Annotated in this window: 25 protein-coding genes; 3 read left to right on the top strand and 22 right to left on the bottom strand. The window is 70.3% G+C overall.

The genetic code is table 11. The features are described 5' to 3' along the window. Positions 1-18 precede the first annotated feature (18 nt). From ACWDUM_RS13295 to ACWDUM_RS13270, 6 genes are all read right to left on the bottom strand, one after another. On the bottom strand, positions 19-1,011 hold the full coding sequence (locus ACWDUM_RS13295) for a sulfate/molybdate ABC transporter ATP-binding protein (RefSeq protein ID WP_450112156.1): 993 nt from the start codon (positions 1,009-1,011) through the stop codon (positions 19-21). Next, positions 1,008-1,814, bottom strand: coding sequence for a sulfate ABC transporter permease subunit CysW (gene cysW / locus ACWDUM_RS13290; protein ID WP_450112155.1), 807 nt, complete (start codon positions 1,812-1,814; stop codon positions 1,008-1,010). The genes ACWDUM_RS13295 and cysW overlap by 4 nt, the downstream gene beginning before the upstream one ends. Next, positions 1,811-2,734: a sulfate ABC transporter permease subunit CysT gene (gene cysT / locus ACWDUM_RS13285; RefSeq protein WP_450134343.1), complete on the bottom strand. Its 924-nt coding sequence runs from the start codon at positions 2,732-2,734 to the stop codon at positions 1,811-1,813. Before cysT ends, cysW begins: the two co-directional genes overlap by 4 nt. 7 nt (positions 2,735-2,741) lie before the next feature. Beyond that, a complete protein-coding gene (locus ACWDUM_RS13280) occupies positions 2,742-3,788 on the bottom strand; it encodes a sulfate ABC transporter substrate-binding protein (RefSeq protein WP_450112153.1) in 1,047 nt (348 codons plus the stop codon). A gap of 167 nt (positions 3,789-3,955) precedes the next feature. Further along, complete coding sequence (locus tag ACWDUM_RS13275) at positions 3,956-4,045, bottom strand: Ms4533A family Cys-rich leader peptide (RefSeq protein ID WP_354003507.1); 90 nt, start codon at positions 4,043-4,045, stop codon at positions 3,956-3,958. Positions 4,046-4,182: 137 nt separating this feature from the next. Next, positions 4,183-4,395, bottom strand: coding sequence for a hypothetical protein (locus ACWDUM_RS13270; protein ID WP_450112152.1), 213 nt, complete (start codon positions 4,393-4,395; stop codon positions 4,183-4,185). Between the two features lie 64 nt (positions 4,396-4,459). Between ACWDUM_RS13270 and ACWDUM_RS13265 the strand changes: the two genes are divergently transcribed. After that, positions 4,460-6,457 (top strand): glycoside hydrolase family 15 protein, encoded by a 1,998-nt coding sequence (locus ACWDUM_RS13265; RefSeq protein WP_450134342.1) that lies wholly within the window; start codon positions 4,460-4,462, stop codon positions 6,455-6,457. Positions 6,458-6,566: 109 nt separating this feature from the next. On the opposite strand, the gene ACWDUM_RS13260 is transcribed toward ACWDUM_RS13265, so the two are convergent. From ACWDUM_RS13260 to ACWDUM_RS13250, 3 genes are all read right to left on the bottom strand, one after another. Then, the gene (locus ACWDUM_RS13260) at positions 6,567-7,496 is read right to left on the bottom strand and encodes an NAD(P)H-dependent flavin oxidoreductase (protein ID WP_450134341.1); all 930 of its coding nucleotides are present in this window, start codon (positions 7,494-7,496) and stop codon (positions 6,567-6,569) included. Between the two features lie 83 nt (positions 7,497-7,579). Continuing rightward, entirely contained in the window at positions 7,580-9,454 is a 1,875-nt protein-coding gene (gene lepA / locus ACWDUM_RS13255; RefSeq protein ID WP_450134340.1) for a translation elongation factor 4, read from the bottom strand. Between the two features lie 199 nt (positions 9,455-9,653). After that, a complete protein-coding gene (locus ACWDUM_RS13250; RefSeq protein ID WP_450134339.1) occupies positions 9,654-11,543 on the bottom strand; it encodes an alkyl/aryl-sulfatase in 1,890 nt (629 codons plus the stop codon). A gap of 140 nt (positions 11,544-11,683) precedes the next feature. Here ACWDUM_RS13250 and ACWDUM_RS13245 point away from each other — a divergent pair, with 140 nt between their 5' ends. After that, entirely contained in the window at positions 11,684-12,235 is a 552-nt protein-coding gene (locus tag ACWDUM_RS13245; protein ID WP_450112147.1) for a type II toxin-antitoxin system PemK/MazF family toxin, read from the top strand. A gap of 66 nt (positions 12,236-12,301) precedes the next feature. Here ACWDUM_RS13245 and ACWDUM_RS13240 read toward each other — a convergent pair whose 3' ends face one another. From ACWDUM_RS13240 to ACWDUM_RS13225, 4 genes are read right to left on the bottom strand one after another with little or no spacing between them, the layout of a single operon-like run. Next, positions 12,302-13,075, bottom strand: a complete 774-nt coding sequence (locus ACWDUM_RS13240; protein ID WP_450134338.1) for an aquaporin — start codon at positions 13,073-13,075, stop codon at positions 12,302-12,304. A gap of 54 nt (positions 13,076-13,129) precedes the next feature. Continuing rightward, positions 13,130-13,972, bottom strand: coding sequence for a transglutaminase family protein (locus ACWDUM_RS13235; protein ID WP_450134337.1), 843 nt, complete (start codon positions 13,970-13,972; stop codon positions 13,130-13,132). Beyond that, on the bottom strand, positions 13,969-14,937 hold the full coding sequence (locus tag ACWDUM_RS13230; protein WP_450134336.1) for an alpha-E domain-containing protein: 969 nt from the start codon (positions 14,935-14,937) through the stop codon (positions 13,969-13,971). The genes ACWDUM_RS13235 and ACWDUM_RS13230 overlap by 4 nt, the downstream gene beginning before the upstream one ends. After that, positions 14,924-16,594, bottom strand: a complete 1,671-nt coding sequence (locus ACWDUM_RS13225) for a circularly permuted type 2 ATP-grasp protein (RefSeq protein ID WP_450134335.1) — start codon at positions 16,592-16,594, stop codon at positions 14,924-14,926. Before ACWDUM_RS13225 ends, ACWDUM_RS13230 begins: the two co-directional genes overlap by 14 nt. Positions 16,595-16,811: 217 nt before the next feature. On the opposite strand from ACWDUM_RS13225, the gene rpsT reads away from it, so the two are divergent. Beyond that, on the top strand, positions 16,812-17,072 hold the full coding sequence (gene rpsT, locus ACWDUM_RS13220; protein WP_387469975.1) for a 30S ribosomal protein S20: 261 nt from the start codon (positions 16,812-16,814) through the stop codon (positions 17,070-17,072). Positions 17,073-17,161: 89 nt separating this feature from the next. On the opposite strand, the gene holA is transcribed toward rpsT, so the two are convergent. The 9 genes from holA to ACWDUM_RS13175 all read right to left on the bottom strand — a co-directional run bounded on the left by holA (position 17,162) and on the right by ACWDUM_RS13175 (position 26,414). Further along, entirely contained in the window at positions 17,162-18,127 is a 966-nt protein-coding gene (holA, locus tag ACWDUM_RS13215; RefSeq protein ID WP_450134334.1) for a DNA polymerase III subunit delta, read from the bottom strand. Between the two features lie 30 nt (positions 18,128-18,157). Further along, a complete protein-coding gene (locus ACWDUM_RS13210; RefSeq protein ID WP_450134731.1) occupies positions 18,158-20,434 on the bottom strand; it encodes a ComEC/Rec2 family competence protein in 2,277 nt (758 codons plus the stop codon). A gap of 50 nt (positions 20,435-20,484) precedes the next feature. After that, positions 20,485-21,321, bottom strand: a complete 837-nt coding sequence (locus ACWDUM_RS13205; RefSeq protein WP_450134333.1) for a ComEA family DNA-binding protein — start codon at positions 21,319-21,321, stop codon at positions 20,485-20,487. 87 nt (positions 21,322-21,408) lie between these two features. Further along, entirely contained in the window at positions 21,409-22,296 is an 888-nt protein-coding gene (locus ACWDUM_RS13200) for a DegV family protein (protein WP_450134332.1), read from the bottom strand. 5 nt (positions 22,297-22,301) lie between these two features. Further along, positions 22,302-23,081, bottom strand: coding sequence for a diglucosylglycerate octanoyltransferase (octT, locus tag ACWDUM_RS13195; protein ID WP_450134331.1), 780 nt, complete (start codon positions 23,079-23,081; stop codon positions 22,302-22,304). Beyond that, a complete protein-coding gene (locus ACWDUM_RS13190; protein WP_450134730.1) occupies positions 23,071-23,652 on the bottom strand; it encodes a histidine phosphatase family protein in 582 nt (193 codons plus the stop codon). Before ACWDUM_RS13190 ends, octT begins: the two co-directional genes overlap by 11 nt. 101 nt (positions 23,653-23,753) lie before the next feature. Further along, positions 23,754-24,218: a ribosome silencing factor gene (gene rsfS / locus ACWDUM_RS13185; RefSeq protein WP_450134330.1), complete on the bottom strand. Its 465-nt coding sequence runs from the start codon at positions 24,216-24,218 to the stop codon at positions 23,754-23,756. After that, the gene (gene nadD / locus ACWDUM_RS13180; RefSeq protein ID WP_450112247.1) at positions 24,219-24,920 is read right to left on the bottom strand and encodes a nicotinate-nucleotide adenylyltransferase; all 702 of its coding nucleotides are present in this window, start codon (positions 24,918-24,920) and stop codon (positions 24,219-24,221) included. Positions 24,921-24,965: 45 nt separating this feature from the next. Continuing rightward, the gene (locus ACWDUM_RS13175; RefSeq protein WP_450134329.1) at positions 24,966-26,414 is read right to left on the bottom strand and encodes a vWA domain-containing protein; all 1,449 of its coding nucleotides are present in this window, start codon (positions 26,412-26,414) and stop codon (positions 24,966-24,968) included. Between the last annotated feature and the right edge of the window lie 13 nt (positions 26,415-26,427).

The following is a 26,427-nucleotide window of genomic DNA, read 5'->3' as shown; positions in this document are numbered from 1 at the left end:
ACTCGGCTCTCGTTCGAGTCAGGCCGGGATGTTCGGGATCAGCGTGGCGCGGGCGTAGACGGTCTCGCCCTCCTTCAACTGCAGCGCCTCGCTGTCACCGCGGGTGACCTGAGCGGCGAACAGGTCACCGGTGGCCGCGTTGCGCAGCTCGACCCGCACCTCGAAGCCGAGATGCACGACGCGTTCGACCGTCGCCCGGGTGACGCCGGCCGACTCCGCGGTCCCCGCCTTCTGCGCGACCGCCATGCTGGGGTCGCGGCCGACGCGGATGTCGTGCGGGCGCACCAACTGCCCGTTCAGCTTGGCGACCGGGCCGAGGAACGACATCACGAAGTCGTTCGCCGGGCTGTCGTAGAGCTCGCGCGGGGTGCCGACCTGTTCGATCCGGCCCTTGTTGAGCACCGCGATCCGGTCGGCGACGTCGAGCGCCTCCTCCTGGTCGTGCGTGACGAGCACGGTCGTCACGTGCACCTCGTCGTGGAGACGCCGCAGCCAGGTGCGCAGGTCCTCGCGAACCTTCGCGTCGAGGGCACCGAACGGCTCGTCGAGCAGCAGCACCTGCGGGTCGACCGCGAGCGCGCGGGCCAGCGCCATGCGCTGACGCTGTCCACCTGACAACTGCGCCGGATAACGGTGCTGGAAGCCGTCGAGCCCGACGATCTCCAGCAGCTCGTTGACCCGCTTGTCGATCTCCGCCTTCGGACGCTTGCGGATCTTGAGGCCGAACGCGACGTTGTCGCGCACCGTCATGTGCTTGAACGCCGCGTAGTGCTGGAACACGAACCCGATGTCGCGCTTCTGCGGCGGCACCCCCGTCACGTCCTTGCCCGCGATCGTGATGGAGCCGGAATCGGGATGCTCGAGCCCGGCGATGGACCGCAGGAGCGTCGACTTGCCGGATCCCGACGGTCCGAGCAACGCGGTCAGCGATCCCGACGGAATGTCCAGGGTGAGGTTGTCGAGCGCGGCGAAGTCGCCGTAGTTCTTACGGGCGCCGATCACCGAAATCATGCGTTGCTCCTCTTGCGGTCCAGCAGCGTCATCAGCAGCAGCGTCACCAGGGCGATGCCCATCAGCAGCGTCGCCGCGCAGTACGCGCCGTAGGTGTTGTGGTCGTCGATGTAGCGCGAGTGCACCAGCAGGGTCAGTGTCTGCGAGACGCCGGGGAAGCCCGACGACACCATGATCACGGCGCCGAACTCGCCGAGCGAGCGGGCGACGGTCAGGACGATGCCGTACGTCAGACCCCAGCGGATCGCGGGCAGGGTGATCCGCCAGAACGTCTGCCACTTGGAGGCGCCGAGCGTCGCGGCGGCCTGCTCCTGCTCGTCGCCGATCTCGTGCAGCACCGGTTCGACCTCACGAACGACGAACGGCAGCGTCACGAAGATCGTCGCCAGCACCATGCCGGGCAGCCCGAAGATCACCCGGAACCCGAGCGAGTCCAGCCCGCCGAACCAGCCGTTGACACCCCACAGCAGGATCAGCGACACACCCACGACGACCGGTGAGACCGCGAACGGCAGGTCCACCACCGCCTGCACCAGTCCGCGACCGGGGAACCGGCCACGGACCAGCGCGAGGGCGGTGATCACGCCGAAGATCACGTTGATCGGCACCACGATCGCCACGATCAGCAGCGACAGGTTCAGCGCCGAGATCGCCGCCGGGGTGGAGATCGCCTCGAAGAAGCTGACGATGCCCCTTTCGAACGTGCGCCACAGGATCACCCCGATGGGCACGAGGAGCAGCAGCACCAGGTAGCCGAGGGCGACCACCCGCATACCGAGGCGGGTCGGGGTCGAGACGTTCATGCCGTCTGCTCCTCACGTCGCTGGCTGCGGCTCGCGAGGATGCGCAGCACGAACAGCGTCACGAACGCGATCGCCAGCAGCGCCACCGACACCGCTGCCGCGTTCACGGGCCGGTCGATCTCGATCTGCTGCTGGATGTACTGCGACGTCATCTGGGTCTCGCGAGGGATGTTGCCGCCGATCAGGACGACGGACCCGTACTCACCGATGGCTCGGGCGAACGCGAGGCCGGCACCGCTGATGATCGCCGGGGTCAGGGTCGGGAGCACCACCTTGCGGAAGATGGTCCAGTTGCTCGCGCCCAGCGATGCGGCGGCCTGCTCGACCTCACGGTCGGTCTCGATCAGCACCGGCTGCACCGACCGGACCACGAACGGGAGGGTGACGAACGCGAGCGCGACGACCAGTCCGGGCTGGGTGGCGTTGAGCTGCACGCCGATCGGACTGTTCGGCCCGTACAGCGACAGCAGCACGATGCTGGCGACGATGGTCGGCAGCGCGAACGGCAGATCGATCAGGGCGTTGACGAAACGCTTGCCGGGGAACTCGTCGCGCACCAGCACCCACGCGATGAGTGTCCCCATCACCACATTGATCAGTGCCACCACGACCGACACCCAGACGGTGACGCGCAGCGACGCGAGGGCCGCGGGGCTGGTGATCGCGTCCCAGAAGCCGCTGAGGCCGTCCTCGAACGAGGTGACCGTCAGCGCCGCCAGCGGCAGCAGCACGATCACGCTCAGCCACAGCATCGTGATGCCGATGCCGAGCGGCCCGACGGTGCCGGTGACGGTGAACCATCGGCGCCTGCGGCGGGTGGGTGGGGTGGACGCGCTCGGCGTCGCGGACGAGTCTTCGGGCTCGGGGCCGGGTCCGCCGATCTCGGACACCGATCCCCCCGTCGTAGTGGTACTGGTCACGGTGAGACTACTTGCTCGCGGCGTCGTAGATCACGGCGATCGACCCGGTGTCCTTGGCGAACAGCGAGGCGTCGACGGCCTTCCAGCCGCCGAGGTCCGCGATGGTCCACAGCTTCGCCGGAGCCGGGAAGTCGGCGGCGAACTTCTCCGCGACCGCCGGGTCCACCGGCCGGAAGCCGGCCTCGGCCCACAGGGTCTGCCCCTCGGTGGTGTAGAGGAAGTCCTTGAAGGCGTTGGCCTGCTCGAGGACCTTGCTGTTCTGGATCACGGCGACGGGGTTCTCGATCTTGAAGGTCGTCGGCGGGGTGACGTGCTCGACCGGATCGCCGTTGCGCTCGGTGAAGATCGCCTCGTTCTCGTAGCTGATCAGCACGTCACCGGTGCCCTGCAGGAAGGTCTCGGTCGCCTCCCGGCCCGACTTCGGCTGCACCTTCACGTGATCGGTCACGAGCGCGTTCACGTAGTCCAGACCGGCCTGCGGGTTCTTGCCGCCGTCGCTCTTCGCCGCGTACGGGGCGAGCAGGTTCCACTTCGCCGAGCCCGAACTGAAGGGGTTGGGGGTGACGACCTCGACGCCCGGCGCGAGCAGGTCGTCCCAGTCCTTGATGCCCTTGGGGTTGCCCTCGCGCACGACCAGGGTGACGACCGACCCGAACGGAATTCCGTTGTAGGCGTCCTTGTTCCAGTCGGCGCTCACCAGGCCGGCGTCGACGAGGCGGGTGATGTCGGGCTCGACCGAGAAGTTGACGACGTCGGCCTGCGCGCCGTCCTTGACCTTCCGCGACTGGTCACCGGACGCACCGTAGGACTGCTGGAAATCGACGTTCTTGCCGGCTTCGGTCTCCCGGAACGCCGGGATCACCTTGTCGAAGCCGGGCTTCGGCACGGCGTAGGCGTACAGGCTGACGGTGCCGCCGCTGCCGTCACCGGAACCGCTCTCGCCTCCCCCGGCCACGTCACTGGACCCGCCGCTGCACGCGGTCAGGGCGACGGCTCCCGCGGTGACGACGGCGGCCAGGAGGCCGAAACGGGAGATGCGGGCACGAACGCTCATCGAGATGCCTTTCACGATTCGCCGCGCGGGGCGAATGGGGGGACGGGGGTCGTCGAGACCGCCGTGAACGCCGCGGCCGGGCGGCTGCGTTCACGGACACGAAGTGTGAGGAAGGTGCCCGCTGCGTGGGGCGAACCGGCCGGCGCGATGCGCAACGGCGGAGGGGATCAACAACAGTCGATGTCGGCGACTGCGAGCATGCCGACAGCGATCAACGCCAATTCATGGCGGACCTGGTGTACGGCAGTGGCAGACACGCCGACGAATCTAGCAGAGGTCGGGTGACGGATCTAACCCGGCGGCCGCCGGGGGGCGGGTCAGCGGGTCAGCAGCCAGCCGATGAGGACGAGGACCAGCAGCGCGATGAGCATCAGGGTGACGCGAGACCGGGGCATCAGCGCTCACCCGCCGCGACGACCTCCGCCGAGACCTGGTCCCGGTCGCGTCCGAGCAAGGCGAGCGCCCGCGCCAGCGCCACGTCGAAGATGCGCGCGACACCGTATGCGGCAGGCATCGCGACCGCCATCACCAGCAGCAACTGCGGAACGTAGGGCAGACCGATGACCCACAATTCGAGGCCGTCCCACCAACTGGCGATCTGATTCACGCCCTCACCCTACGCGGGCGCGTCTGCGGTGGACGACGGCGCCCACCGCGCCCATGATGTGGAGATGACGGCCACCGAACACGATGTGAACGGGCTGAGCACCGGCACCGACGAGTCGCTCTCCGCGAACCTGCCTGCGACGGTCGAGACCACGACGCACCGCAGCAGGTTTCCCCCGATCGACGACTACGCGTTCCTTTCGGACTGCGAGACGACGTGCCTGATCGCGCGCAACGGTTCGGTGGAGTGGATGTGCATCCCGAGACCGGACTCGCCGAGCGTGTTCGGCGCGGTGCTGGACCGCAGCGCGGGTCATTTCCGGATCGGTCCGTACGGACAGAACGTCCCGGCGGCCCGCCGGTACCTGCCGGGCGGGCTCATCGTCGAGACCACCTGGCAGACCGAGACCGGGTGGCTGATCGTCCGCGATGCCCTGGTGATGGGTGCGTGGCACAACAACGACCAACGGTCGCGCAGCCACCGCCGCACCCCGACCGACTGGGACGCCGAGCACATTCTGCTGCGCACGGTGAAATGTGTCAGCGGCGTGGTGGAGCTGGAGATGAGCTGCGAGCCCTCGTTCGACTACCACCGGACTCCGGCGAAGTGGGAGTACACCGGCAAGGTCTACGAGGAGGCCACCGCGACCTGCGACGGCAGCGCGATCGGCGCACACCCGACGCTGCGCCTGACGTCCAACCTGAAGCTGGGCATCGAGGGCCGCGAGGCGCGGGCCCGCACCCGGATGAAGGAGGGCGACAACGTCTTCGTTGCGCTGTCGTGGTCGGATCTGCCTGCGCCGCAGACGTTCGACGAGGCCGCCGACAAGATGTGGACGACAGCCGAGTGCTGGCGCCAGTGGATCACCATCGGCCGCTTCCCCGACCACCCGTGGCGCGGCTACCTGCAGCGCAGCGCCCTGGCGCTGAAGGGACTGACCTACGCCCCGACCGGCGCACTGCTCGCCGCGTCCACCACGTCGATGCCGGAAACGCCGGGTGGGGAGCGAAACTGGGACTACCGCTACGCGTGGGTGCGGGACTCCACGTTCGCGTTGTGGGGGTTGTACACCCTGGGACTCGACCGGGAGGCCAACGACTTCTTCGCGTTCATCTCCGACGTGTCGCAGTCCGACCACGGACACCCCGACTCGCTGCAGGTGATGTACGGGATCGGCGGCGAGAAGACGCTCGAGGAGTCCGAACTCGACCACCTGTCCGGCTACGACGGTGCCCGCCCGGTCCGCATCGGCAACGGCGCCTACAACCAGAAGCAGCACGACATCTGGGGCACCATGCTCGACTCGGTGTACCTGCACGTCCGCTCCCGTGACCAGGTGCCGGACGCACTGTGGCCGCTGCTCAAACGCCAGGTGGAGGAGGCGATCAAGCATTGGCGGCAACCGGATCGCGGCATCTGGGAGGTGCGCGGCGAACCACAGCACTTCACCTCGTCGAAGGTGATGTGCTGGGTGGCGCTCGACCGGGGTTCGAAACTCGCTGCGCTGCACGGCGAGAAGTCGTACGCGCAGCAGTGGTCGGAGATCGCAGACGAGATCAAGGCCGACGTCCTCGAGCACGGCGTCGACGAGCGGGGGGTGTTCACCCAGCGGTACGGGCACCCGTCGCTGGACGCCTCGCTGCTACTGGTCCCGCTGCTGCGCTTCCTGCCCGCCGACGACCACCGCGTCCGCGCCACCGTGCTGACCATCGCGGACGAGCTCACCGAGGACGGCCTGGTGCTTCGCTACCGCGTCGAAACCACCGACGACGGACTGTCCGGCGAGGAGGGCACGTTCACGATCTGCTCGTTCTGGCTGGTGTCCGCACTCGTCGAGATCGGTGAGCTTGCCCGCGCGAAGCGCCTGTGCGAGAGGCTCCTCGGCTTCGCGAGTCCACTCAAGCTGTACGCGGAGGAGATCGACCCCCGCACCGGAAGGCATCTCGGCAACTTCCCGCAGGCGTTCACCCATCTGGCGCTGATCAACGCGGTGGTGCACGTCATCCGCGCCGAGGAGGCCGGCGACACCGGAGCCTTCCAGCCCGCGCACTCCCCCATGTGAGCCCACCCGCCCGTCCCGCCACCCCCGGCCCATTCGACCGAATGTGGCCTTCGGTCACTTCAAGTGACGGAATGCCACATTCGGTCAGATGGACGGGGTGTGCCAGGGGTCAGGAGAAGCGGGACAGGAGCCGCTCGGCGTCGGCGGCGATCTGCCGCACCACCTCACCCGCGGGCCGCACGTCGCGCACCAGGCCGACGGCCTCGCCCGCGTACACCACGCCGCGGCGCGGATCGGCGGCGTCGTACGCCTGCTCCAACTGCTCGACCGGAGTGTCGGTGCCGTGGAAGTCGCGGGTGAAGTCGTTGGCGATGGCCCGTCCGCCCCATCGCTCGGGCCACGGCTGGTGCCGTGCCCGGTCGAACACCGCGGTGTAGACGGTGTCGGCGCTGCCTGCGTCGACGACGGCGGTGCGGGCGTAGTCGGGGCCGACGGTCTCGGGGCTGGCCAGCAGCGCGGTGCCGATCAGCGCACCCTGCGCACCGGCCGCGATCACCGCCGCCAGGCCGCGGCCGGTGCCGATGCCGCCGGCCGCCAGGACCGGCAACTCGGTGGCGTCGAGCAGTTCCTGCAGCAACGGCAGGGTGCCGATCCGCCCGGTGTGCCCGCCGGCCTCGCCGCCCTGCGCGATGACCACGTCCACCCCGGCCCGCTCGACGACCCGCAGATCCTCGAGCGTGTTCACCTGGGAGGCAACGAGAATCCCGGCGGCGTGCGCCCGCTTCACGTACGGCTCGGGATCACCGAACGACAGGGTCAGCAGTGTCGGGTTCTCGTCGATCGCAGCGCCGAGGAGGGTGTCGTCGTCGTCGAGCGACCACGTCATCAGGCCGATGCCGACCCGACCGCCGCGCTCACGCGCGACCGCCGCCTCCGCCGCGATCCACTCCGGCGTCGTGTACCGGGCCGCGCCGAGCATGCCGAGGCCACCGGCCTTCGACACCTCGCCGGCCAGCGCGCCGCCGGCGCGTCCACCCATCGGGGCGCCGAGGATCGGCACCTCGAGTCCCAACGTCTCCGTCAACCAGGTCTCGAGCATCGTTCCCCTCTCGGCTGCGACTCCGCCGCCCGTGAGTCTGTGCGGCCCGGTGCGGACCGGTAAGACTCACGGGCGCGCAGCGCCTACTTCTTGGGCTTGTCCGCGACAGACTCGTTCGACAGCGCCGCCACGAAGGCCTCCTGCGGGACCTCGACCCGACCGATGGTCTTCATCCGCTTCTTGCCCTCCTTCTGCTTCTCGAGCAGCTTGCGCTTACGGCTGATGTCGCCGCCGTAGCACTTGGCGAGCACGTCCTTGCGGATCGCGCGGATGTTCTCGCGGGCGATGATCTTCGAGCCGATCGCGGCCTGGATCGGCACCTCGAACTGCTGGCGCGGGATCAGCTCGCGCAGCTTGGTGGTCATCTTGTTGCCGTAGGCGAAGGCGGCGTCCTTGTGCACGATCGCGCTGAACGCGTCGACGGCCTCGCCCTGCAGCAGGATGTCGACCTTGACGAGCGCGGCCTGCTGCTCGCCCGCCTCCTCGTAGTCGAGGCTGGCGTAGCCCTTGGTCCGGGACTTGAGGGCGTCGAAGAAGTCGAACATGATCTCGCCCATCGGCAGCGTGTAACGCAGCTCGACACGCGTCTCCGAGAGGTAGTCCATGCCACCGAGCTCGCCGCGGCGGCTCTGACACAGTTCCATGATCGCGCCGGTGTACTCGCTCGGCGCGATGACGGTGCACTTGGCCATCGGCTCGTACACCTCGCGCACCTTGCCCTCGGGCCAGTACGAGGGGTTGGTCACCTCGTGCTCGGAGCCGTCCTCCATGATCACGCGGTACACCACGTTCGGTGCGGTGGAGATGAGGTCGAGGCCGAACTCACGCTCCAGGCGGTCCCGGGTGATCTCCATGTGCAGCAGGCCGAGGAAGCCGCAGCGGAAGCCGAAGCCCAGCGCCACGGACGTTTCCGGCTCGTAGGCCAGCGCGGCATCGTTGAGGCGCAGCTTGTCCAGCGCGTCGCGCAGCACCGGGTAGTCGGAGCCGTCCATCGGGTACAGACCGGAGTAGACCATCGGCTTGGGGTCGCGGTAGCCGGTCAGCGGCTCGGTCGCGCCGTTGCGGAAGGTGGTGACGGTGTCGCCGACTCGCGACTGGCGCACGTCCTTGACGCCGGTGATGAGGTAGCCGACCTCGCCGACTCCGAGGCCGACGGTGGCCTTGGGTTCGGGCGAGATGATGCCCACCTCGAGCAGTTCGTGGGTGGTACCGGTCGACATCATGGTGATCTTCTCGCGGGGACGGATCTTGCCGTCCACCACTCGCACGTAGGTGACGACGCCGCGGTAGGCGTCGTAGACCGAGTCGAAGATCATCGCGCGCGCCGGACCGTCCGCGTCGCCGACCGGCGCGGGCACCTGCTTGACGACCTCGTCGAGCAGCTCCTTCACACCGACACCGGTCTTGCCGGAGACCCGCAGCACGTCCTCCGGCTCGCAGCCGACGATGTGCGCGATCTCGGCGGCGTACCTGTCCGGGTCGGCCGCGGGCAGGTCGATCTTGTTGAGCACCGGGATGATGGTGAGGTCCTTCTCCATCGCCAGGTACAGGTTGGCCAGGGTCTGGGCCTCGATGCCCTGCGCGGCGTCGACGAGCAGCACCGCACCCTCGCATGCCTCGAGCGCGCGGGAGACCTCGTACGTGAAGTCGACGTGGCCCGGCGTGTCGATCAGGTGCAGGACGATCTGTTCGGTGGTGCCGTCCTCGTTCTCGACGGTCCACGGGAGCCGCACGTTCTGCGCCTTGATCGTGATGCCGCGTTCGCGCTCGATGTCCATCCGGTCGAGGTACTGCGCGCGCATCGCGCGCTCCTCGACGACCCCGGTGAGCTGCAGCATCCGGTCCGCCAGCGTCGACTTGCCGTGGTCGATGTGCGCGATGATGCAGAAGTTCCGGATCCGCGACGGATCCGTGAACGTCGTCTCCGCGAAGTTGCTGCTCAAGCCCAATTCCCTCATCTCACTCGCGCACCTGTACCGACCCGGTCCGGTCGCCCGTCCCGCACTGGTCCCGCACCGGGACGACGTCTGCCGCGTCCCGTGCCCTCCCATCATCCCTTGACGGCAGGTGCGCGTACACATCGAGGGTCACCACCGGCGACTTCACTGCGCGGGGACCGCACGTCCGGCGGTCCGGGGTCGAAGGTGGGCCGTGAGGTCAGGGCGTCACGATGGCGAAGTCCGGGTCGGGCGCATCGAGATAGCCGACCAGCTCGACCAGCTTGCCGGCGTCACCGTCGACCGCCACCTCTTGCGCCGCGATCATGGCGTCGAGACCGCGGCGGCCGAGCAGGGCGTCGTGCAGATTCTGCCGTGTCAGGGTGAACGCGACATCGGGTGCGGGCATCTCGCCGTCCACGTCGAAGTGCACCAGCACCCCGTTGCGGAGTTGGGTGCGGTGGGTGAGCGCGGGATCCGTCAGATGCCAGTCGATCGTGATCCTCGCTGCCCAGGCGCGCGGCCCGTCGACCCGCAGCGAGATCGCGTCGAACAGTTGCTCCACGTTGAGCGCCGCGGAGATGTCCTGGGATGCCGTGACGGTGGGGGTTCCGATCGCGCCGTGGCGCAGTTCGTAGGCGCCCATGAGGAAGAAGTTGCGCCACGTGCCGTTCTCGGACCCGAATCCGAGTTGCTCGAGCGTGTCGGCCTGCAGCGCCTTCGCCTCGGCGTTGTCCGGATCGGCGAAGATCACATAGTTCACCACCTGTGCGACCCAGCGATAGTCGCCCGCGGCGAACGACTCGCGGGCCTTGTCCAGGACCGCCTGCGCACCGCCCATGAACTCGACGTGCCGCTGCGCCGCGTCGACGGGCGTGTGCTGCCACAGGGTCGCGGGGTTGCCGTCGAACCAGCCCATGTAGCGCTGGTAGATGGCCTTGACGTTGTGGCTGACCGAACCGTAGTAGCCGTGTGTGTGCCACGCCTGCTCGATCGCGGGCGGGAGCTGAATCTCCTCGGCGAACTCGATTCCCGTGACGCCCTTGTTGATCGCCCGCAGCGTCTGGTCGTGCAGGTAGCCGTACAGGTCGCGTTGCAGGGACAGGAACTCGGTGAGCCGCTCGGTGCCCCAGGTCGGCCAGTGGTGCGAGGCGAACAGGACGTCCGATTCCGCCGCGTACCGGTTGATCGACTCCGTCAGGTACTTCGCCCACACGTGCGGGTCGCGGACCAGCGCACCCCGGAGGGTGAGCAGGTTGTGCAGCGTGTGCGTGGCGTTCTCCGCCATACACAGGGCTCGCCGGTCCGGGAAATGGAAGTTCATCTCCGAGGGCGCCTCGGTGCCGGGGGTGAGCTGGAATTCGATGCGGACGCCGTCGAGCACCTCGGTCTGCCCGGTCCGGCCGATGTCGACGGTCGGCGTGATGAGGGTCGGCGTTCCCGTCGAGGTGGTCGGTCCGAGACCGGCGCCGACCGCTCCGTGCGGCCCGCGCGGCAGCGCAGCGCCGTACATGTAGGCCGCCCGCCGCCCCATGGCGGTGCCGGCGTACACGTTCTCCGCCACCGCGTGCTCGACGAATCCGGTCGGCGCCAGGATGGGGCAGCGCCCCGCGGCCACGTCCTCCTCGGTGGTGACGCCCTTGACGCCGCCGAAGTGATCGATGTGGCAGTGCGAGAAGATCACTCCCGTCACCGGCCGTTCACCGCGGTGCTCGCGGTACAGGGCCAGCCCGGCCGCGGCGGTCTCGGCCGAGATCAGGGGGTCGATCACGATCACCCCGGTGTCGCCCTCGACCAGGGTCATGTTGGACAGGTCCAGCCCGCGAATCTGGTAGATCCCGTCGGCGACCTCGTACAGCCCCTGCATCGCGCACAGCTGGGACTGCCGCCACAGACTCGGATGGACCGTTGGCGGGCAGTCCTCGTCGAGGAACGCGTATCCGTCGCTGTCCCACACCACCTCGCCGCTCGCGTTCGTGACCACCCCGGGTTCGAGCGCCGCGACGAAGCCGCGGCGGGCGTCCTCGAAGTCCTGAACGTCGCCGAACGGGAGCTCTCGGGACGCGCTCGCGTTCCCGTTCTGGACAGTCGCGGTGGCATCGCTGCTCATGGCATCTCTCCTCGTGATTCCTCGGGGCTCGCCGCGAGCATGTCACCGGCGACGATCCGGTGCCCTCATCCAGACCGGATGAATCGGTGCCGTGGCGGGTGCCCATCCGACCGGACCGCACCCGTCGCTAGGTTGGAGGCATGGCTTCGAAGTGGACGCGGATCGGCAGGCAACTCGGCGACATCGCACTGCGTGAGGGTCCGCGGCTGCTGAAGGGATTGCAGAAATCCGGGGTGCTGCCCCGGGCGAAGACCGCGGCGCCGGAACGAAAGCCGGTCCGGCCCGGGCGCCCGGTGTCGTCGACCTCGGCCCCGACGGCGCACCGCGCCCGCACCGTCGCGTATGCACCGGACCTGGACGGCCGCGCCGATCCCGGCGAGGTCGTCTGGACCTGGGTCGCGTACGAGGAGGACGCGGGCAAGGGCAAGGACCGGCCGGTGCTCGTGGTCGGACGCGACGGCGAGACCCTGCTCGGCCTGATGCTGTCGTCGAACTCGGACCGGGAGGGCCAGCGCAACTGGCTGGCGCTGGGTGCCGGCGCCTGGGACGGCGAGCACCGCCCGAGCTGGGTGCGACTCGACCGGGTCCTCGACGTCCCCGAGGCCGGGATCCGCCGTGAGGGCGCGATTCTCGACAAGGGCCGTTTCGACAAGGTCGCCGCCCGGCTGCGCCGAGACCACGGCTGGTCCTGACACGAACGCGGATCGGGCGCCGGCCAACAGTGGCCGGCGCCCGATCATCGGTCGCGAAACGAGTTGTCAGTCGTGGAGCCGGTCGAAGCGTCCGAACAGCGAGCGGTAGGCGAACGCGCCCAGCGCACCACCGATCAGCGGGAACACGATGAAGGCCCACAGCTGAACCGGCGCGCCGTCCTGGTACCAGGCGACGGCGAAGCTGCGCGCCGGGTTGACCGAGGTGTTGTCGATCGGGATCGACATGATGTGGATGACGGCGAGGGTGAAGCCGATCGCGATGCCGGCGAGCGGCACGTCGGACAGTTGGTCGGTGGACGCGAGGACCACGAACACCAGCAGCGCGGTGAGCAGGATCTCGATCACGATCATCGCGCCGATCCCGTAGCCGCTCTGCAGGACGCCGCCGAGCGGCCCCTGGATCGCGGACGGGCTGTGGTCGCCCCATCCGTTCGCGCCGAGCCCGTTGGTCGCCCGATCGTAGGAGGGCAGGCTCTTGGCGACCGCGAACAGCACCACACCGGCGACGAGACCGCCGAGCACCTGGGCGCCCACGTACATCAACGCCTTCACGGCCTCGATGCGCCCGATCAGGAACTGGCCGAAGGTGACCGCCGGGTTGACGTGGCAGCCGGACACCGGGCCGATCGCGTAGACGAGCAACGCCAGGGTCAGACCGAACGCGAGCGCGACCCCGAGATTGCCGACCTTGCTGCCCGCGATGACGGCCGTGCCGACCGAGACGAACACCAGCACGAACGTGCCGATGCCTTCGGCGACGTACTTCTTGGCATCGGAAAAGTGTTCCTTCTCGGAGATTTCCTGTGCTGTGGGAGACATGTGCCACCTTTTTGCTGCGTCGAAGGACGGAACGGGAATAGCTCCGGTCGGACGCTACGCGAGACGTACCATCTCCACAACGACATCGAGGTCTGTCGAGCCGCCTCCCGAGTAAATTCCCTTGAGCGGCGGCACGTCCGCGTAGTCCCGCCCGACGGCAACCGACACGTGCTGCTCGTTCACCAGGACCGCGTTCGTCGGGTCGTATCCCCACCACGACCCGGTCCACGCCTGAACCCAGGCATGTGACTCGGCACTGACCGCCTCCCCCAGTGCCGCATCCGGATTCGGATGCAGGTAGCCGGACACGTATCGGCTGGGAATTCCCATGGCACGCAGCAGCAGCAAGGTGAGGTGCGCGTAGTCCTGACAGACCCCGCGTCGCTCCTCCCACGCCTCCAGTGCGGAGGTGTGCACGCCGGTCGACCCCGGAACGTACGACATCTGCTCGTGCACCCATCCGGCGGCCGCGACGACGGCCTCGGCGGGCCGGCACTCGCGACGCAGACGCTGCGCGACGTCGTCGAAGTGGTCACTGGCCGGGACATAGCCGGTGCCGCACAGGTATTCGCCGTACTGGTCGCGAATGTGATCCTCGCCCAGCCGATCCCAGCCGACGGTGTCCGCCGGGATCGTGACGGCCTCGGTCTCGACCACCGACGAGCCGGTGACGGCGAGCGTGGTGTGCGGGGCGTGCAGGTCGAAAGCGGTGACGGCAGTACCCCAGTAGTCGGTGTAGCGGTACGCCCGGGTGGCGGGCACCGTCTCGACCCGGTTGTGGATGACGTTCTGCCGCGCGTCGCTGCGCGGCGTCAACCGGGCCTCGTTGAACGACGACGTCACCGGTGCGTTGTACGCGAACCCGGTGGTGTGCACCACCCTCAGTCGCCAGGTCATCGCTCCCCCTCCACTCCCGCGGCCACCCCGGCCCCGGCGTCGGTCCACGCCACCCAGGGGGCGGAGTGGAAGTACTGCTGCGCGATCGCCTCCCCCAGGGTGCGGCAGGTGTCCTGCAGCGCGAGCAGGCGCAGTTGCAGGTCCTCCATCACCACCCCTGGCGGCAGGAACTCGAGCTCGCTGCGGGCCCGCCCGAGGATGCGCTGCGCCTCGTCGCGGGTCCCGACCCGGCTGTGAGGGTGGGTGTCGAGCTGGTCGAGACACAGTTCCGCCTGCCGGATCGCGTGGAACACCGACCGCGGGAACAACCGGTCGAGCAGGATGAACTCGACGACGCGGTGGGCGTCGAGGGCCCCGCGGTAGGTGCGCAGGTAGGTGTCCTGGGCGCCGGCCGACCGCAGCACCGTCACCCAGGCCGGGGAACTGTTGCGGTCCCCGGCACGCGAGAGCAGCAGTCGCACCAGCATGTCGACCCGCTCGACGGAGCGGCCGAGCAGCAGGAAGCGGTAGCCGTCGTCACGACTGAGGGTGGAGTCGGCGAGGCCGGCGAACATGGCGGCGCGGGTCTCGACGTAGGCGAAGAACTCGTGCGGACCGAGCCTGCGCGCGGCCCTCTCCCGTTCGGCGAGACCGTGATACGTGGTGTTCAGGCACTCCCACATCTCGGTGGACGTCACTTCCCTTGCACCGCGGGCGTTCTCCCGTGCGCGCGAGAGCGAGTCGACGATCGAGCCCCCTCGATCCCTACCGAACGCGACCAGATCGGTGAGCGACCACACGTCGAGCGGACCTTCCGGCGTGTCGATGCCGAGCACCCGAAGCAGCAGCCGTGACGACCGGTCCGGGTCGACGGTGGAGTCCTCGAACAGCTGGTGGACCGCGACGTCCAGGATCCGGGCGGTGTCGTCGGCCCGCTCGACGTACCTGCCGATCCAGTACATCGACTCCGCGTTACGTGCGAGCATCGGGGCCCACCGCCTTCCCGTCCGACCCGGCCGCCTGCCGTTGTCTGGCGTTTTGCTGCTGCTGTTGCTGCTGCTGTCCGGCGGACAGTTCCGGGCCGAGTTCGCTGTGCCCGGGCCGGACCGGCTCCCCGACCAGTTCGCCGCCGCCGAGCTCGCGTTCGGTGTCGGGGACCCGGCCGGCCAGCACCCAGGTGTCCTTGCTGCCGCCGCCCTGGCTGGAGTTGACGACGAGCGACCCCTCCGGCAGCGCCACCCGGGTCAGCCCGCCCGGCAGCACCCACACGCCCTCGCCGTCGTTGACGGCGAACGGGCGCAGGTCCACGTGTCGCGGCGCGAGGACGTCCCCGACCTTGGTCGGCACGGTGGACAGCTGGACCACCGGCTGCGCGATCCAGCCGCGCGGGTCGGCGCGGATCTTCGCGGCGACCTCGGCGAGTTCCCGGCGCGAGGCGTCCGGCCCGAACACGATGCCGTAGCCACCGGACCCCTCGACCGGCTTGATCACGAGCTCGGAGAGCCGGTCGAGCACCTCCTCGCACTCGTCCGGCAGCCAGCACCGGTAGGTGTCGACGTTCGCCAGCAACGGCTTCTCGCCGAGGTAGTACTCGATGATCGCGGGCACGTACGTGTAGACCAGTTTGTCGTCACCGACCCCGTTGCCGACGGCGCTGGAGATGACGACGTTGCCCGCGCGGGCCGCGTTGAGCAGCCCGGCGACGCCGAGGACGGAGTCGGGCCGGAAGTGCATCGGGTCGAGGAAGTCGTCGTCGATGCGGCGATAGACGACGTCGACCTGCCGCTCCCCCTCGGTGGTGCGCATGTAGACGACGTTGTCGCGGCAGAACAGGTCCCGGCCCTCGACGAGTTCGACACCCATCTGCCGCGCCAGCAGCGAGTGCTCGAAGTACGCGGAGTTGGCGATGCCGGGGGTCAGCACCACTACCGTCGGGTCCGCGGTGTTGACCGCGGCCGACGCCCGCAGCGCCCGCAGCAGTTGTGCGGCGTAGTCACCGACGGCCCGCACCCGGTGCGAGGAGAACAGGTCGGGAAACACCCGCGCCATGGTGCGGCGGTTCTCCATCACATAGGACACCCCGGACGGGGACCTGAGGTTGTCCTCGAGCACCCGGAAGGTGCCGGTGGCGTCGCGGACGACGTCGATGCCTGCGACGTGGATCCGGACACCGTTGGGCGGCACGATCCCGGCAGCCTCGCGGTGAAAGTGTTCACACGAGGTGACGAGACGTTTCGGGACCACCCGGTCACGCAGGATCTCCTGGTCTCCGTACACATCGGCGAGGAACATCTCCAGCGCCCGGACGCGCTGGGTGATGCCCCGCTCGAGGGTGGCCCACTCGCGTTCGGCGATCACCCGGGGCACCAGGTCCAGCGGGAACGGCCGCTCCTGCCCGGAGAGGGAGAAGGTGACCCCCTGATCGACGAACGCCCGGGCGAGCGCGTCGGCGCGGGCGGCGAGATCGGCGGCGTTCGACGGCTCGAGGGCAGCGAAGATCCCCTCGTAGGGTGGCCGCACGGCACCGCCTGCATCGAACATCTCGTCGTAGGCGAGGGCGTAGCGGCCGATGTCGTTGTATCCGTCGAACACGTCCCCGGCCCCGGTTCCGGGGACTGGTTTCGTGACTGTTCGGGCGTTCATCCGCCCATGGTCCGCCAGCGGCAGCCACCCGGCAGCGCGCACGGTAACGTGCAGGTGAGCAGCCTGAAACAACTGCGTTTCCGGCACCTGGCAACAGCCTGGAGCGACCCGCGGTTTGGGTCATCAGGTTCGGCACTGGTAACGTGGCCTGTCGGTGCACATACGCACCCGAAGCTTTCTCAACCAGAAAACCAGCGAAGACGACAGGATTTTACGCGTGGCCAACATCAAGTCCCAGGTGAAGCGGATCCGTACCAACGAGCGTCAGCGACTGCGCAACCAGTCGGTGAAGTCCTCGCTGCGTACCGCGATCCGTTCCTTCCGCGAGGCTGCTGCCGCGGGCGACAAGGACAAGGCCAACGAGCTCCTCGTCTCCGCCAGCCGCAAGCTCGACAAGGCTGCCAGCAAGGGCGTCATCCACGCCAACCAGGCTGCCAACAAGAAGTCGGCGCTCGCGCTGGCTGCGAACAAGCTCTGACCTAAACGTCATCGCTGGAGACCGCCCGGTCCTCGACCGGGCGGTCTTTTCGCATGTCCGGGGGCCGGGCCGGACATGCGAAAGACCGGTCAGCCGCGCAGCTCGGCAACCCGGCGGACGGCGTACTCCACCGCGTAGTCGGCATCGGCCGCGGCACCCTTGACGTCGGCGTTGAGCTGGGCCACCACCTCGAGCGCCGAACCGAGAGTCTCCGGCCGCCAGCCACGCGCCTGCGCCTGCGCCTTCTTCACCTTCCACGGGGCCATGCCCAGGCCCGACGCCATCCGGAACGGGTCGCCGCGGCCGGCCGAGTCCACCCGGGCGATCGTGTGCACGGCGTCGGCGAGGGCGTCGGCGAGCAGCACGTGCGGCACACCCCGAAGCATCGCCCAGCGCAGAGCCTCCAGTGCCCCGGACCGGTCCCCCGCGACCGCCAGTTCCGCGACGTCGAATCCGGACACCTCGGCCTTGCCGGAGTAGTACCGCTGCACCGCCGCGGCGTCGATCTTCCCGCCGGTGTCCGCGGCGAGCTGTGAGCAGGCCGCGGCGAGCTCGCGCAGGTCGGAGCCGACCGCGTCGAGCACCGTCTCGATGACCTCCGGGGACACCCTCACCCCCGCGGCACGGAACTCGGACCGCACGAAGTCGGCGCGTTCCGTCGGCTTGAGTTTCGCGCACTCGTGCACCTGGGCGCCCGACTTCTGCAGCGCCCCGACCATCGCCTTCGCCCGGCCTCCCCCGGAGTGCAGCACGACGATGGTGAACCCGTCGGGTGGCGCGGCCGCGGCGTCGAGCACCAGGGTGACCGCATCCTTGCCTGCCTCGGCGGCGGCCTCGAGGACGATGACCTTGTCCTCGGCGAACAGGGACGGGCTGAGCAGTTCCGCGAGTTCGGCGGGACTGGTGTCGCCGGTCCGCAACCGGCTGACGGGCACGTCCTGGGGATTGTCGGACGCCGCCCGTACCTCCGCGACGATGGCGGAGACGGCACGGGCGACGAGGAACTCCTCGTCACCGAGAACGAGATGCAGCTGTGCGGGAGCGGCGGAGGTCACCCCACGATCCTGTCACGCCCGGCCGACGCGTCAGCGTCGGCGGTGCGTGACGGCGACACCCCCGCCCCCGCCGCGGCTGACCGCGACGTCGCCGCCGCGGTCGGTGCGGGCGACGGTCGCGCCCATCTCTTGCAGGGTCCTCAGGATCCCGGGGTTGGGATGGCCGAAGGTGTTGTCGGCGCCGACAGAGACGATCACCAGCCGCGCCCCGACCGCGCGAAGGAACTCCGGCGTGGTGGTGCGCGAGCCGTGGTGCGGAAGTTTGAGGATTTCCGCGGCGACCGGAACCCGGTCCCGCAGCAGATCCCGCTGTCCGTCCGCCTCGACGTCCCCGGTGAGCAGGACCCGGCCTGCGTCGGTGTCCACGGACAGCACCAGCGACTGGTCGTTGGCGGCGTCGTCGCCGTCGCCGGGGTCGCGCGGCGCGGGCAGGGTGGGGCCGAGCACCCGGAATGTGAGTGCCCCCGCGGTCAGCGTCTGCCCGGCCCGCGCCTCGACCACCGGCACCCCCGCCGCCGACGCCTGCTGCTGCACCTGGCCGAACCCCTCCTCCGGCAGCCGCATCGGGCCGGTCACCACGCCGCCCACCGACCGCCCTCGCAGCACCCCGGGCAGTCCGTCGATGTGGTCCGCGTGCAGGTGGGTCAGCACGACGGCGGCCACCGATCGCGCGCCGAGACGGTGCAGACAGTCGTCGACCGGTCTCGGTTGTGGCCCCGCGTCGACGACCACCACCGACCCGTTCCCGGCGTCGAGCACCAACGCGTCGCCCTGCCCGACGTCGCACGCCACCAGCACCCAGCCGCGCGCCGGCCATCCCGGCCACAGCATCCGGACCGGCAGCCACACCAGGGCCACCCCGAGCAGCATCGCGGCGAGCAGGACCCGCAGCCGCCGCACGGCGATCGCCGTCACCGCCGCGACCACCACGGCGGCGATGACCGCGAACCCGATCGCACCGGACGGCACCGAGACCGACGCGCCGGGGAGGGCGGCCGACGTCCGCGCCACCCACAGCAGCCACCACAGCAGCGGCGCGGTGACGTGGGCGGCGAGCGCACCGAGGGGAAGCCACGCCGTGCCCGCCGCCGCGACCACCGCGCCGATCACCGTGACCGGGGCGATGACCGGCGCGACCGCGAGGTTCGCCGCGACCGCCACCGTGCTCACGGTCCCGGCCATCGCGGCGACGAGCGGCACCGTGACGGCGTGCGCGGCCACGGCAACCGCGACCGCCTCGGCCGCCACCCGCGGCCAGCCGCGCCGCTGCAGCCACCGCGCCCAGCGCGGCGCCACCAGCACCAGCGCCGCGGTCGCGGCCACGGACAGTGCGAAGCCGAAACTGACGGCCAGGTCCGGGTACAGGGCGAGCAGCGCGATGACCGCGGCGCCGAGCGCGGGCATCGCCTGCCGCCGCCGGCCAACGACCATCGCCAGCAGGACCACCGCCCCCATCGCGGCGGCCCGCAACACACTGGGCGACGGCCGGGCGAGAATCACGAAGCCCACCAACGCGATTCCGGCGACGACTGCGGTCGTGCGTGGCCCGAGCGCGAGCGCGCGGGTCAGCAGCAGCACCGCACCGAGCAGAATGCTCACGTTGGCGCCCGAGACCGCCGTCAGGTGGCTCAGCCCGGCGGCGGTGAAGTCGTCCTCCACCAGTTCCGGCAGAGCGGTGGTGTCACCGACGACGAGTCCCGGCAGCAGTCCCGCGGCGTCGGGCGGCAGGGACCGCGCCGATGCCGCGGCGAACCGGTCCCGCACGTGTCCGGCGGCCCGCTGCGCCCAGGACGGCTCCCCGAGCGGGCGGGGTGGGCCGGTGGCGCGGACCACCGCGACGGTCAGGTCGGCGCGCTTCGGTTTGCTCACCGCGCCACGCAGTTCCACGCGCCGGCCGGGCAACAGATCCTGCCAGCCGTCGGACGGCGCGAACACCAGGACCGCGCCGCCCACCTCGACCGCGCCGGTGCCCTGCCCGATCGTCCGCAACGCGGCCCGCACCATCACCGTGTCCTCGCGCGCGGAACGGACCGGCTCGGGATCGCCGCGGGTGTCGACGGTGAGGGTGACGTACCCGCTGCGGTCGGCGAGGGGATGCGTCGCGACGGCGTGTGCACGCACCGCGGTGGCTCCCGCGAATCCGGCGCCGACGAGCAACGCCGCGACGGCGGTTCCGGCCAGCGCGGACCACCGGCCGCGACGGACGATCAGCCCGATCGCCACCGCACCCGACACGGCGACGACCGCCACCCACAGTGCCGCACGCCAGCCGGCCACGAGTCCGATCGCGGTTGCGGCCCAGCACATCACGGCGGAGGGCAGCAGCCGCAGGTCGATCGGGCGGGCCTGCCGGTCCGTCACCGAACCGTCACGAGGTCGCGCAGCTTCTCCAGGCGGGCCGGGCCGATGCCGTCCACCTCTCCGAGCTGCTCGACATCGGTGAACCGGCCGTTGGTGGTGCGCCAGGCGAGGATCGCGGCGGCTGTGACCGGACCGACGCCGGGCAGCGCATCGAGCTGCTGCTCGGTGGCCGCGTTCAGGTTCACCGGCCCGTTCGCACCGGCCGAGCCGGCCGCAGCCGTCCCGGCACCCGGCCCGGCACCCACGGTCGCGCTGCCCGCGACCGGTGCCGCACCGGGCGGCGGAGCGACCCCGACCAGCACCTGATCTCCATCGTTCAGTCGTTGAGCGAGGTTGAGCCCCAACAGGTCCGCCCCGTCGCGGGCACCTCCCGCAGCGGCCAGCGCGTCGGCGACCCGTGAGCCCTCCGGCAGGTGGACCAGGCCGGAGGTGTGCACGAGACCGACCACGCTGACCACGAGCTCCTCGGCCGGCGGCCCGGACGGCGCAGGGTCGGACCGCGGCGGGTCGGTCGGCTCGTCGCCGGCGGGGACCGTCGCGGCGACCGGCAGCGGTGCCACCGTCTGCGCGACCGGACGGTCCCGCCACACCACGACCGCGCCGATCCCTGCCGCGGTCAGTGCGACGAGGGCCAGCGCGACCACCCCTCGCCGGCCGGGTGCGAAGCGCAGCCGCGGACCGGACGGCTCGGGATCCGGGTCGAGCCAGCCGGGCTGCGCGTCGTCAGGTGACGGGTCGGCGCCCTCCCCCGTCCCGGGCGCCGCTGCGCCTCGTCCGGTGACGGCGTCGAGTCTGCGCCGGATCTGCTCGCGTGCCTCGTCGGTGCTGCCCATGCCCCGACGCTAGGACGGCGCTCGGAGCGAATTTCCGCACAACGAGCGCAAACCCGCTGGGCTGTGGATGAATTCCGGCGCTGTGGACTACTCGGCGTCGCCGGGGTCCGGCGCGGGGTCGCCGACTTCCGGACCTGCGCCCGCACCCCCCGGGACGACCAGCAACCCGACCGCACCCGGCCCCAGATGGCTGGCGATGACCGGCCCCAACTCCGCGACGACGAACTCGCTCGCGTCCGGCAGTCGTGGGCGCAGGGCCGCGGCCACCTCGGCCGCCCGCTCGGCTGCGCCGACATGGTGCACCGCGACCGCGACGTCGCCGGGACCGGCCTGGTCGACGGCGGCGTCGACCAGCTTGGCGAGCGCCTTGGTCGCGGTGCGGGTCTTCTCCCGCAGCACCAGTTTGCCGTCTACGAGGTGCAGCACCGGCTTCATCGCGAGCGCGGTACCGAGCAGCGCGGCGGCGGCACCGATACGGCCGCCGCGACGCAGGTGGTCGAGCCGGTCGACCATGATCAGGACCCGGCCCCGGTCCGCGACCTCGACGGCCCGCTCGTAGACGGCGCGCAATCCGCCACCCGCTCGCGCGACCCGAGCCGCCGCCAGTACGGCGAATCCCAAAGCCATTGCAGTGGACTGGGAGTCGACGATGCGAACCTTCTCCCCCAGCTCCTGCGCAGCCTGTCGGCCCGCCTCCCACGTCCCGGACAACTGTCGCGAGATGTGCACGGCGACGACGCCGTCGCCGCCGCTGTCCTCGAGCGCCTGCGCATACACGGCCGTCAGTTCGCCCGGCGAGGCGCCGGAGGTGGTCACCCCGGTACCGATGTACAGATCCTCCGGCATCGGGTCGAGCCCTTCCCGCAGGTCCTCCCCGTCGACGAGCACGTGCAACGGAACCACCCGGATACCGAGTTCCTCGGCCAGGTCCGGGTCGAGGTAGGCCGAGGAGTCGGTGACGACGACGACGGACATCGGGCCTACCGGGCCTCGTCGACGACCGCGTGCGCGCCGTCCCCGGCGAGGACGCCGCGAATCGTGGACAGCATCGCCTCGGCGACGGCCTCGTGTCCGGCCCAGCCCCAGTGGATGCCGTCCGGGTTTCCCTCGCCGGAGAAGATGTCCGGGCGGACCGCCTGTGCCAGATCGACCAGGGGAACACCCGTTTCGGCGCTCCACTGCTCGAGCGCACGGACCGCGGCCGGCCGGCCGGCGTGCACCTTGCCGTAGGCGTCGCTCAGGTGCACCGACGGCAGGCAGCCGATCACCGGCAGTTCCGGCCGCATGTAGGCCAGCGACGTGCGGCACTCCTCGAGGTACTCGACGCTCAGTTTCGGCGGCAGCGCGACCGGCCACCCGAGCGGGGACAGTCGGGGTTGCAGCCACTGGTAGGCGTTGCGGACCTGACGGCGCAGCGCCGGCGGCCGCAGGTACCGCAACTGTTCCCGCAGCGCGGTCGGCAACGGGGACGGCAGCGAGTCCATCCCGCCGACCGCGAACACGACCGCAGCGGCCCTGGGCACCGTCGCCCACACCCGCGGATCCTGGATCAGCGCCCAGTACGCGTCCCGGCTGGTCCAGCCGATCCGCGCGACCAACTCGACGTCCCAGCCGAGTTCGGCGGCGACGAGATTCGGCCAGATCCGAGGATGGTTGGCGGGCAGGCCGCCCTTGGGTCCGAAGTACGAGAGCGAGTCGGCGATCACCAGCAGGGTCGGGCGGTCGCCCCGCCCGGGAGCCGTATCCAGGTCAGAGGACATCGCCGGCCACCCTCGCGGAGGCGTTCCACACGTCCAGGCGCCAGGACACCGCGTCGGGTTCCCCGTGCCCGGTCAACTGCACCCAACTGGTGTTGCCGAGACCGCCGAACACCGGCCACCGGTCCACCGGCAGATCCAGCAGCGCGGCGGTCAGTGCGGCGATCAGGCCACCGTGCGCGACCAGCACGACCGGGTCCTCGCCCCATCCCGGGCGGGCGGCGAGCAGTTCCTGCACGACCGGGACCGACCGCCTGGCGACGTCGACTCGGCTCTCCCCGCCGGGCGGGGCCCAGGTGGCGTCGGCACGCCAGGCGGCGCGGGCACCGGGATCACGCTCGTCGACCTGGGTGTGGGTGAGCCCCTGCCACTCGCCGAGGTGGGTTTCCCGCAGTCGCTGGTCGGTGGCGACGGCCAGCCCGGCATGATCACCGAGCGCGGTCGCGGTGTCCAGCGCCCGACGCAGGTCGGAGCTGACGATCTCGGCCGGGCCGCGCTCGCCCAACGCCCGGGCCGCCAACTTGGCCTGCACGCGCCCGAGCTCGGACAGGTCCGTGTCGAGCTGACCCTGCATCCGGTCACCGGCGTTGTACTCGGTCTGCCCGTGCCGCAGCAGGATCAGTCGCCGCGGCGGGGCCGCGATCGAATGCCGCGCCGGAGACGCCGCGGCAGCTGTCACCGCCCGGACTCCGGCTCGCCCTGGTCGGCGCCGCCCAGTTCGGCGGCCTGCTCGTCCACGACGTCACCGTCGGAGTCGGCACCCCATTCGGCCCTGCGCGGCTCGATGCCGTCGACCGGGACGATCGGGCAGTCCTTCCACAGCCGCTCCAGGCCGTAGAAGTTGCGCTCGTCGTCGTGCTGGACGTGGACCACCAGGTCGACGTAGTCGAGCAGCGCCCAGCGGCCCTCCCGGGTGCCCTCCTTGCGGACCGGCTTGTGCCCGGCCTCGCGGAGCTTGTCCTCGATGTTCTCCACGACGGAGTTGACCTGGCGCTCGTTGGAGGCGGAGGCGATGACGAAGCAGTCGGTGATGACCAACTGCTCGGACACGTCGAGCACCACCACGTCGTTGGCCAGCTTCTCGTCTGCGGCCAGCGCGGCGATCCGCGACATCTCGAGTGCTTCGGCGGATGCGCTCACTTAGGTGTTCTCCCGGTTCGGTTGACTGATGTTGTTCTGCGGTGCCGGCCCCGACACCGTGACCGCCCCGTCGAGGCGCTCGGCATCGCGTGGTCGGTACAGGTTGCGCTTGGAGATGTACTGCACCACCCCGTCCGGCACCAGGTACCAGACGGGCCGGTTCTCACTTGCCCGCTTCCGGCAGTCCGTGGACGAGATCGCCATTGCGGGGATCTCGACGAGGGTCAGGGCGTCCGGGCGGTCGGCGAGATGTTCGGCCAGGTGGTCGTCGCCGAGCTCGTACCCGGGCCGGCTCACACCCACGAACTTGGCCAGCTCGAACATCTCCTCCCAATTCTGCCAGGACAGGATCGTCTCGAGCGCGTCGGCGCCGGTGATGAAGAACAGGTCCGCGTCGGGGTGCTGGGAGTGCAGGTCACGGAGGGTGTCGACGGTGTAGGTGTCCTTGTGGCGGTCCACGTCGACCCGGCTGACGGAGAAGCTCGGGTTCGACGCGGTCGCGATGACCGTCATCAGGTAGCGGTCCTCGGCGGCGCTGACGTCCTTGCCCGCCTTCTGCCAGGGCTGCCCGGTCGGGACGAAGATGACCTCGTCGAGGTCGAAGCGGTCGGCTACCTCACTGGCCGCGACGAGGTGTCCGTGGTGGATGGGATCGAACGTGCCACCCATCACGCCCAGCCGCCGTCGGCGCTTGCCGGCCATCTCTGCGTTTCGCACGAGGATCGAGCTTACTGGCACGGTCCGGCGTCAGATCGGCAGCAGCCCGGAGACGACGGCCGCCAACTGCTGCGCGTTGCGGCACTCGTGCATCTGCACCACGTCGGCGTACACCTTGGCGGCGGAGTCGCCGCTGCCCCACTGTCCGCGCGGCTCCGGGTTCAGCCAGTGCGTGTGCTTGGCGACGGTGGCCAGGTGTGCGAGCGACGCGACGTTCGTGTCGCGGTAGTTGTTGCGGGCGTCGCCGAGGATCAGCATCGACGTCTTCCCGGTCAGCGTGTGCGCGAACCGCTCCGCGAACACCCCGATCGCGTTGCCGTAGTCGGAGTGCCCGTCGTAGGCGATCAGGTCGGCTTCCCGGATCATCCGCGACATCGACGCGCCGAGATCGGCCCCCGAGTCGAAGAACCGGGTGACCTCGTCGGTGGTGTCGATGAACGCGAAGACCCGCACCCGGGAGAACTGCTCCCGCAGCGCGTGCACGAGCAGCAGCGTGAAGTTCGAGAACCCGGCCACCGATCCCGACACGTCGCACAACACCACCAGCTCCGGGCGGGCGGGACGGGGCTTGCGCAGCACCAGGTCGATCGGGACCCCGCCGGTCGACATCGACTTGCGCAGGGTCTTGCGCAGGTCGATCGCCCCGGCCCGGGACCGCCTGCGGCGGGCGGCGAGCCTGCTCGCGAGCTTGCGCGCCAGCGGGCTCACGGTGCGCCGCAACGCCACCATCTCGGTGTCGGACGCGCGCAGGAAGTCGACCTCCTCCGCGAGCTTGGGCACCCCGTAGCTCGCGACCCGTTCCCTGCCGAGTTGTTCGGCGGAGCGGCGGCGGGTCTCGACCTCGACCATCTTGCGGAAGTCCGCGATCCGCTGCGCCGCCGTGCGGCGGGCGATCTCGGTGGCGTAGTCGGCGGCCTCGTGCTCGGCCTGGCCGGCGTTGCCGAGCAGGCCGTCGAGGATCCGCGACAGCAGCGTCTCCGGCGCCACGTCCCGCAGCGCCTGGTAGGCGGAGAACGAGGGCCCCTTCGAGGACTGGTACTGACCGAGTTGCTCGACGAGTTGCGCCGTCAACTGTTCGACCCGGGCAAGTGCCTCCGGGGAACCGTCCACGAGCAGTCCGGCGATCAGCTCGCGCAGCGCCTCGAAGTCGACCTCGCCGTCCTCGCCCCGCGGGATGTCGACGTCGATCTCCCCGGTGCCGTCGGCGCGCTGCCCGACCCCGGCCGGGAACCACAGGTCGAACAGGGCGTCGTAGGTGGCCCGATGGGTGGGCCTGCGCAGCAGCGCGCAGGCGAGCCCCTCCCGCAGCGCCTCCCGGTCGAGGAGGTCGAGCACCGACATCACCTGACCGGCGTCGACGGTCTCCGACGGCCCGACGGCGATCCCCCGCTTGCGCAGGGCCTCCACGAAGTCCACGAGATGCCCGGGCAGCCCGTACGGTGCCGCGGGAACCCCGGACGGGCCTGCGGTGACGGCCATGACGCCTCCTGTG

It is taken from the genome of Rhodococcus sp. NPDC003322 (assembly GCF_053589555.1).
The sequence above is the reverse complement of the archived record's forward strand: the minus strand, read 5'-3'. Positions and strand labels throughout refer to the sequence as shown.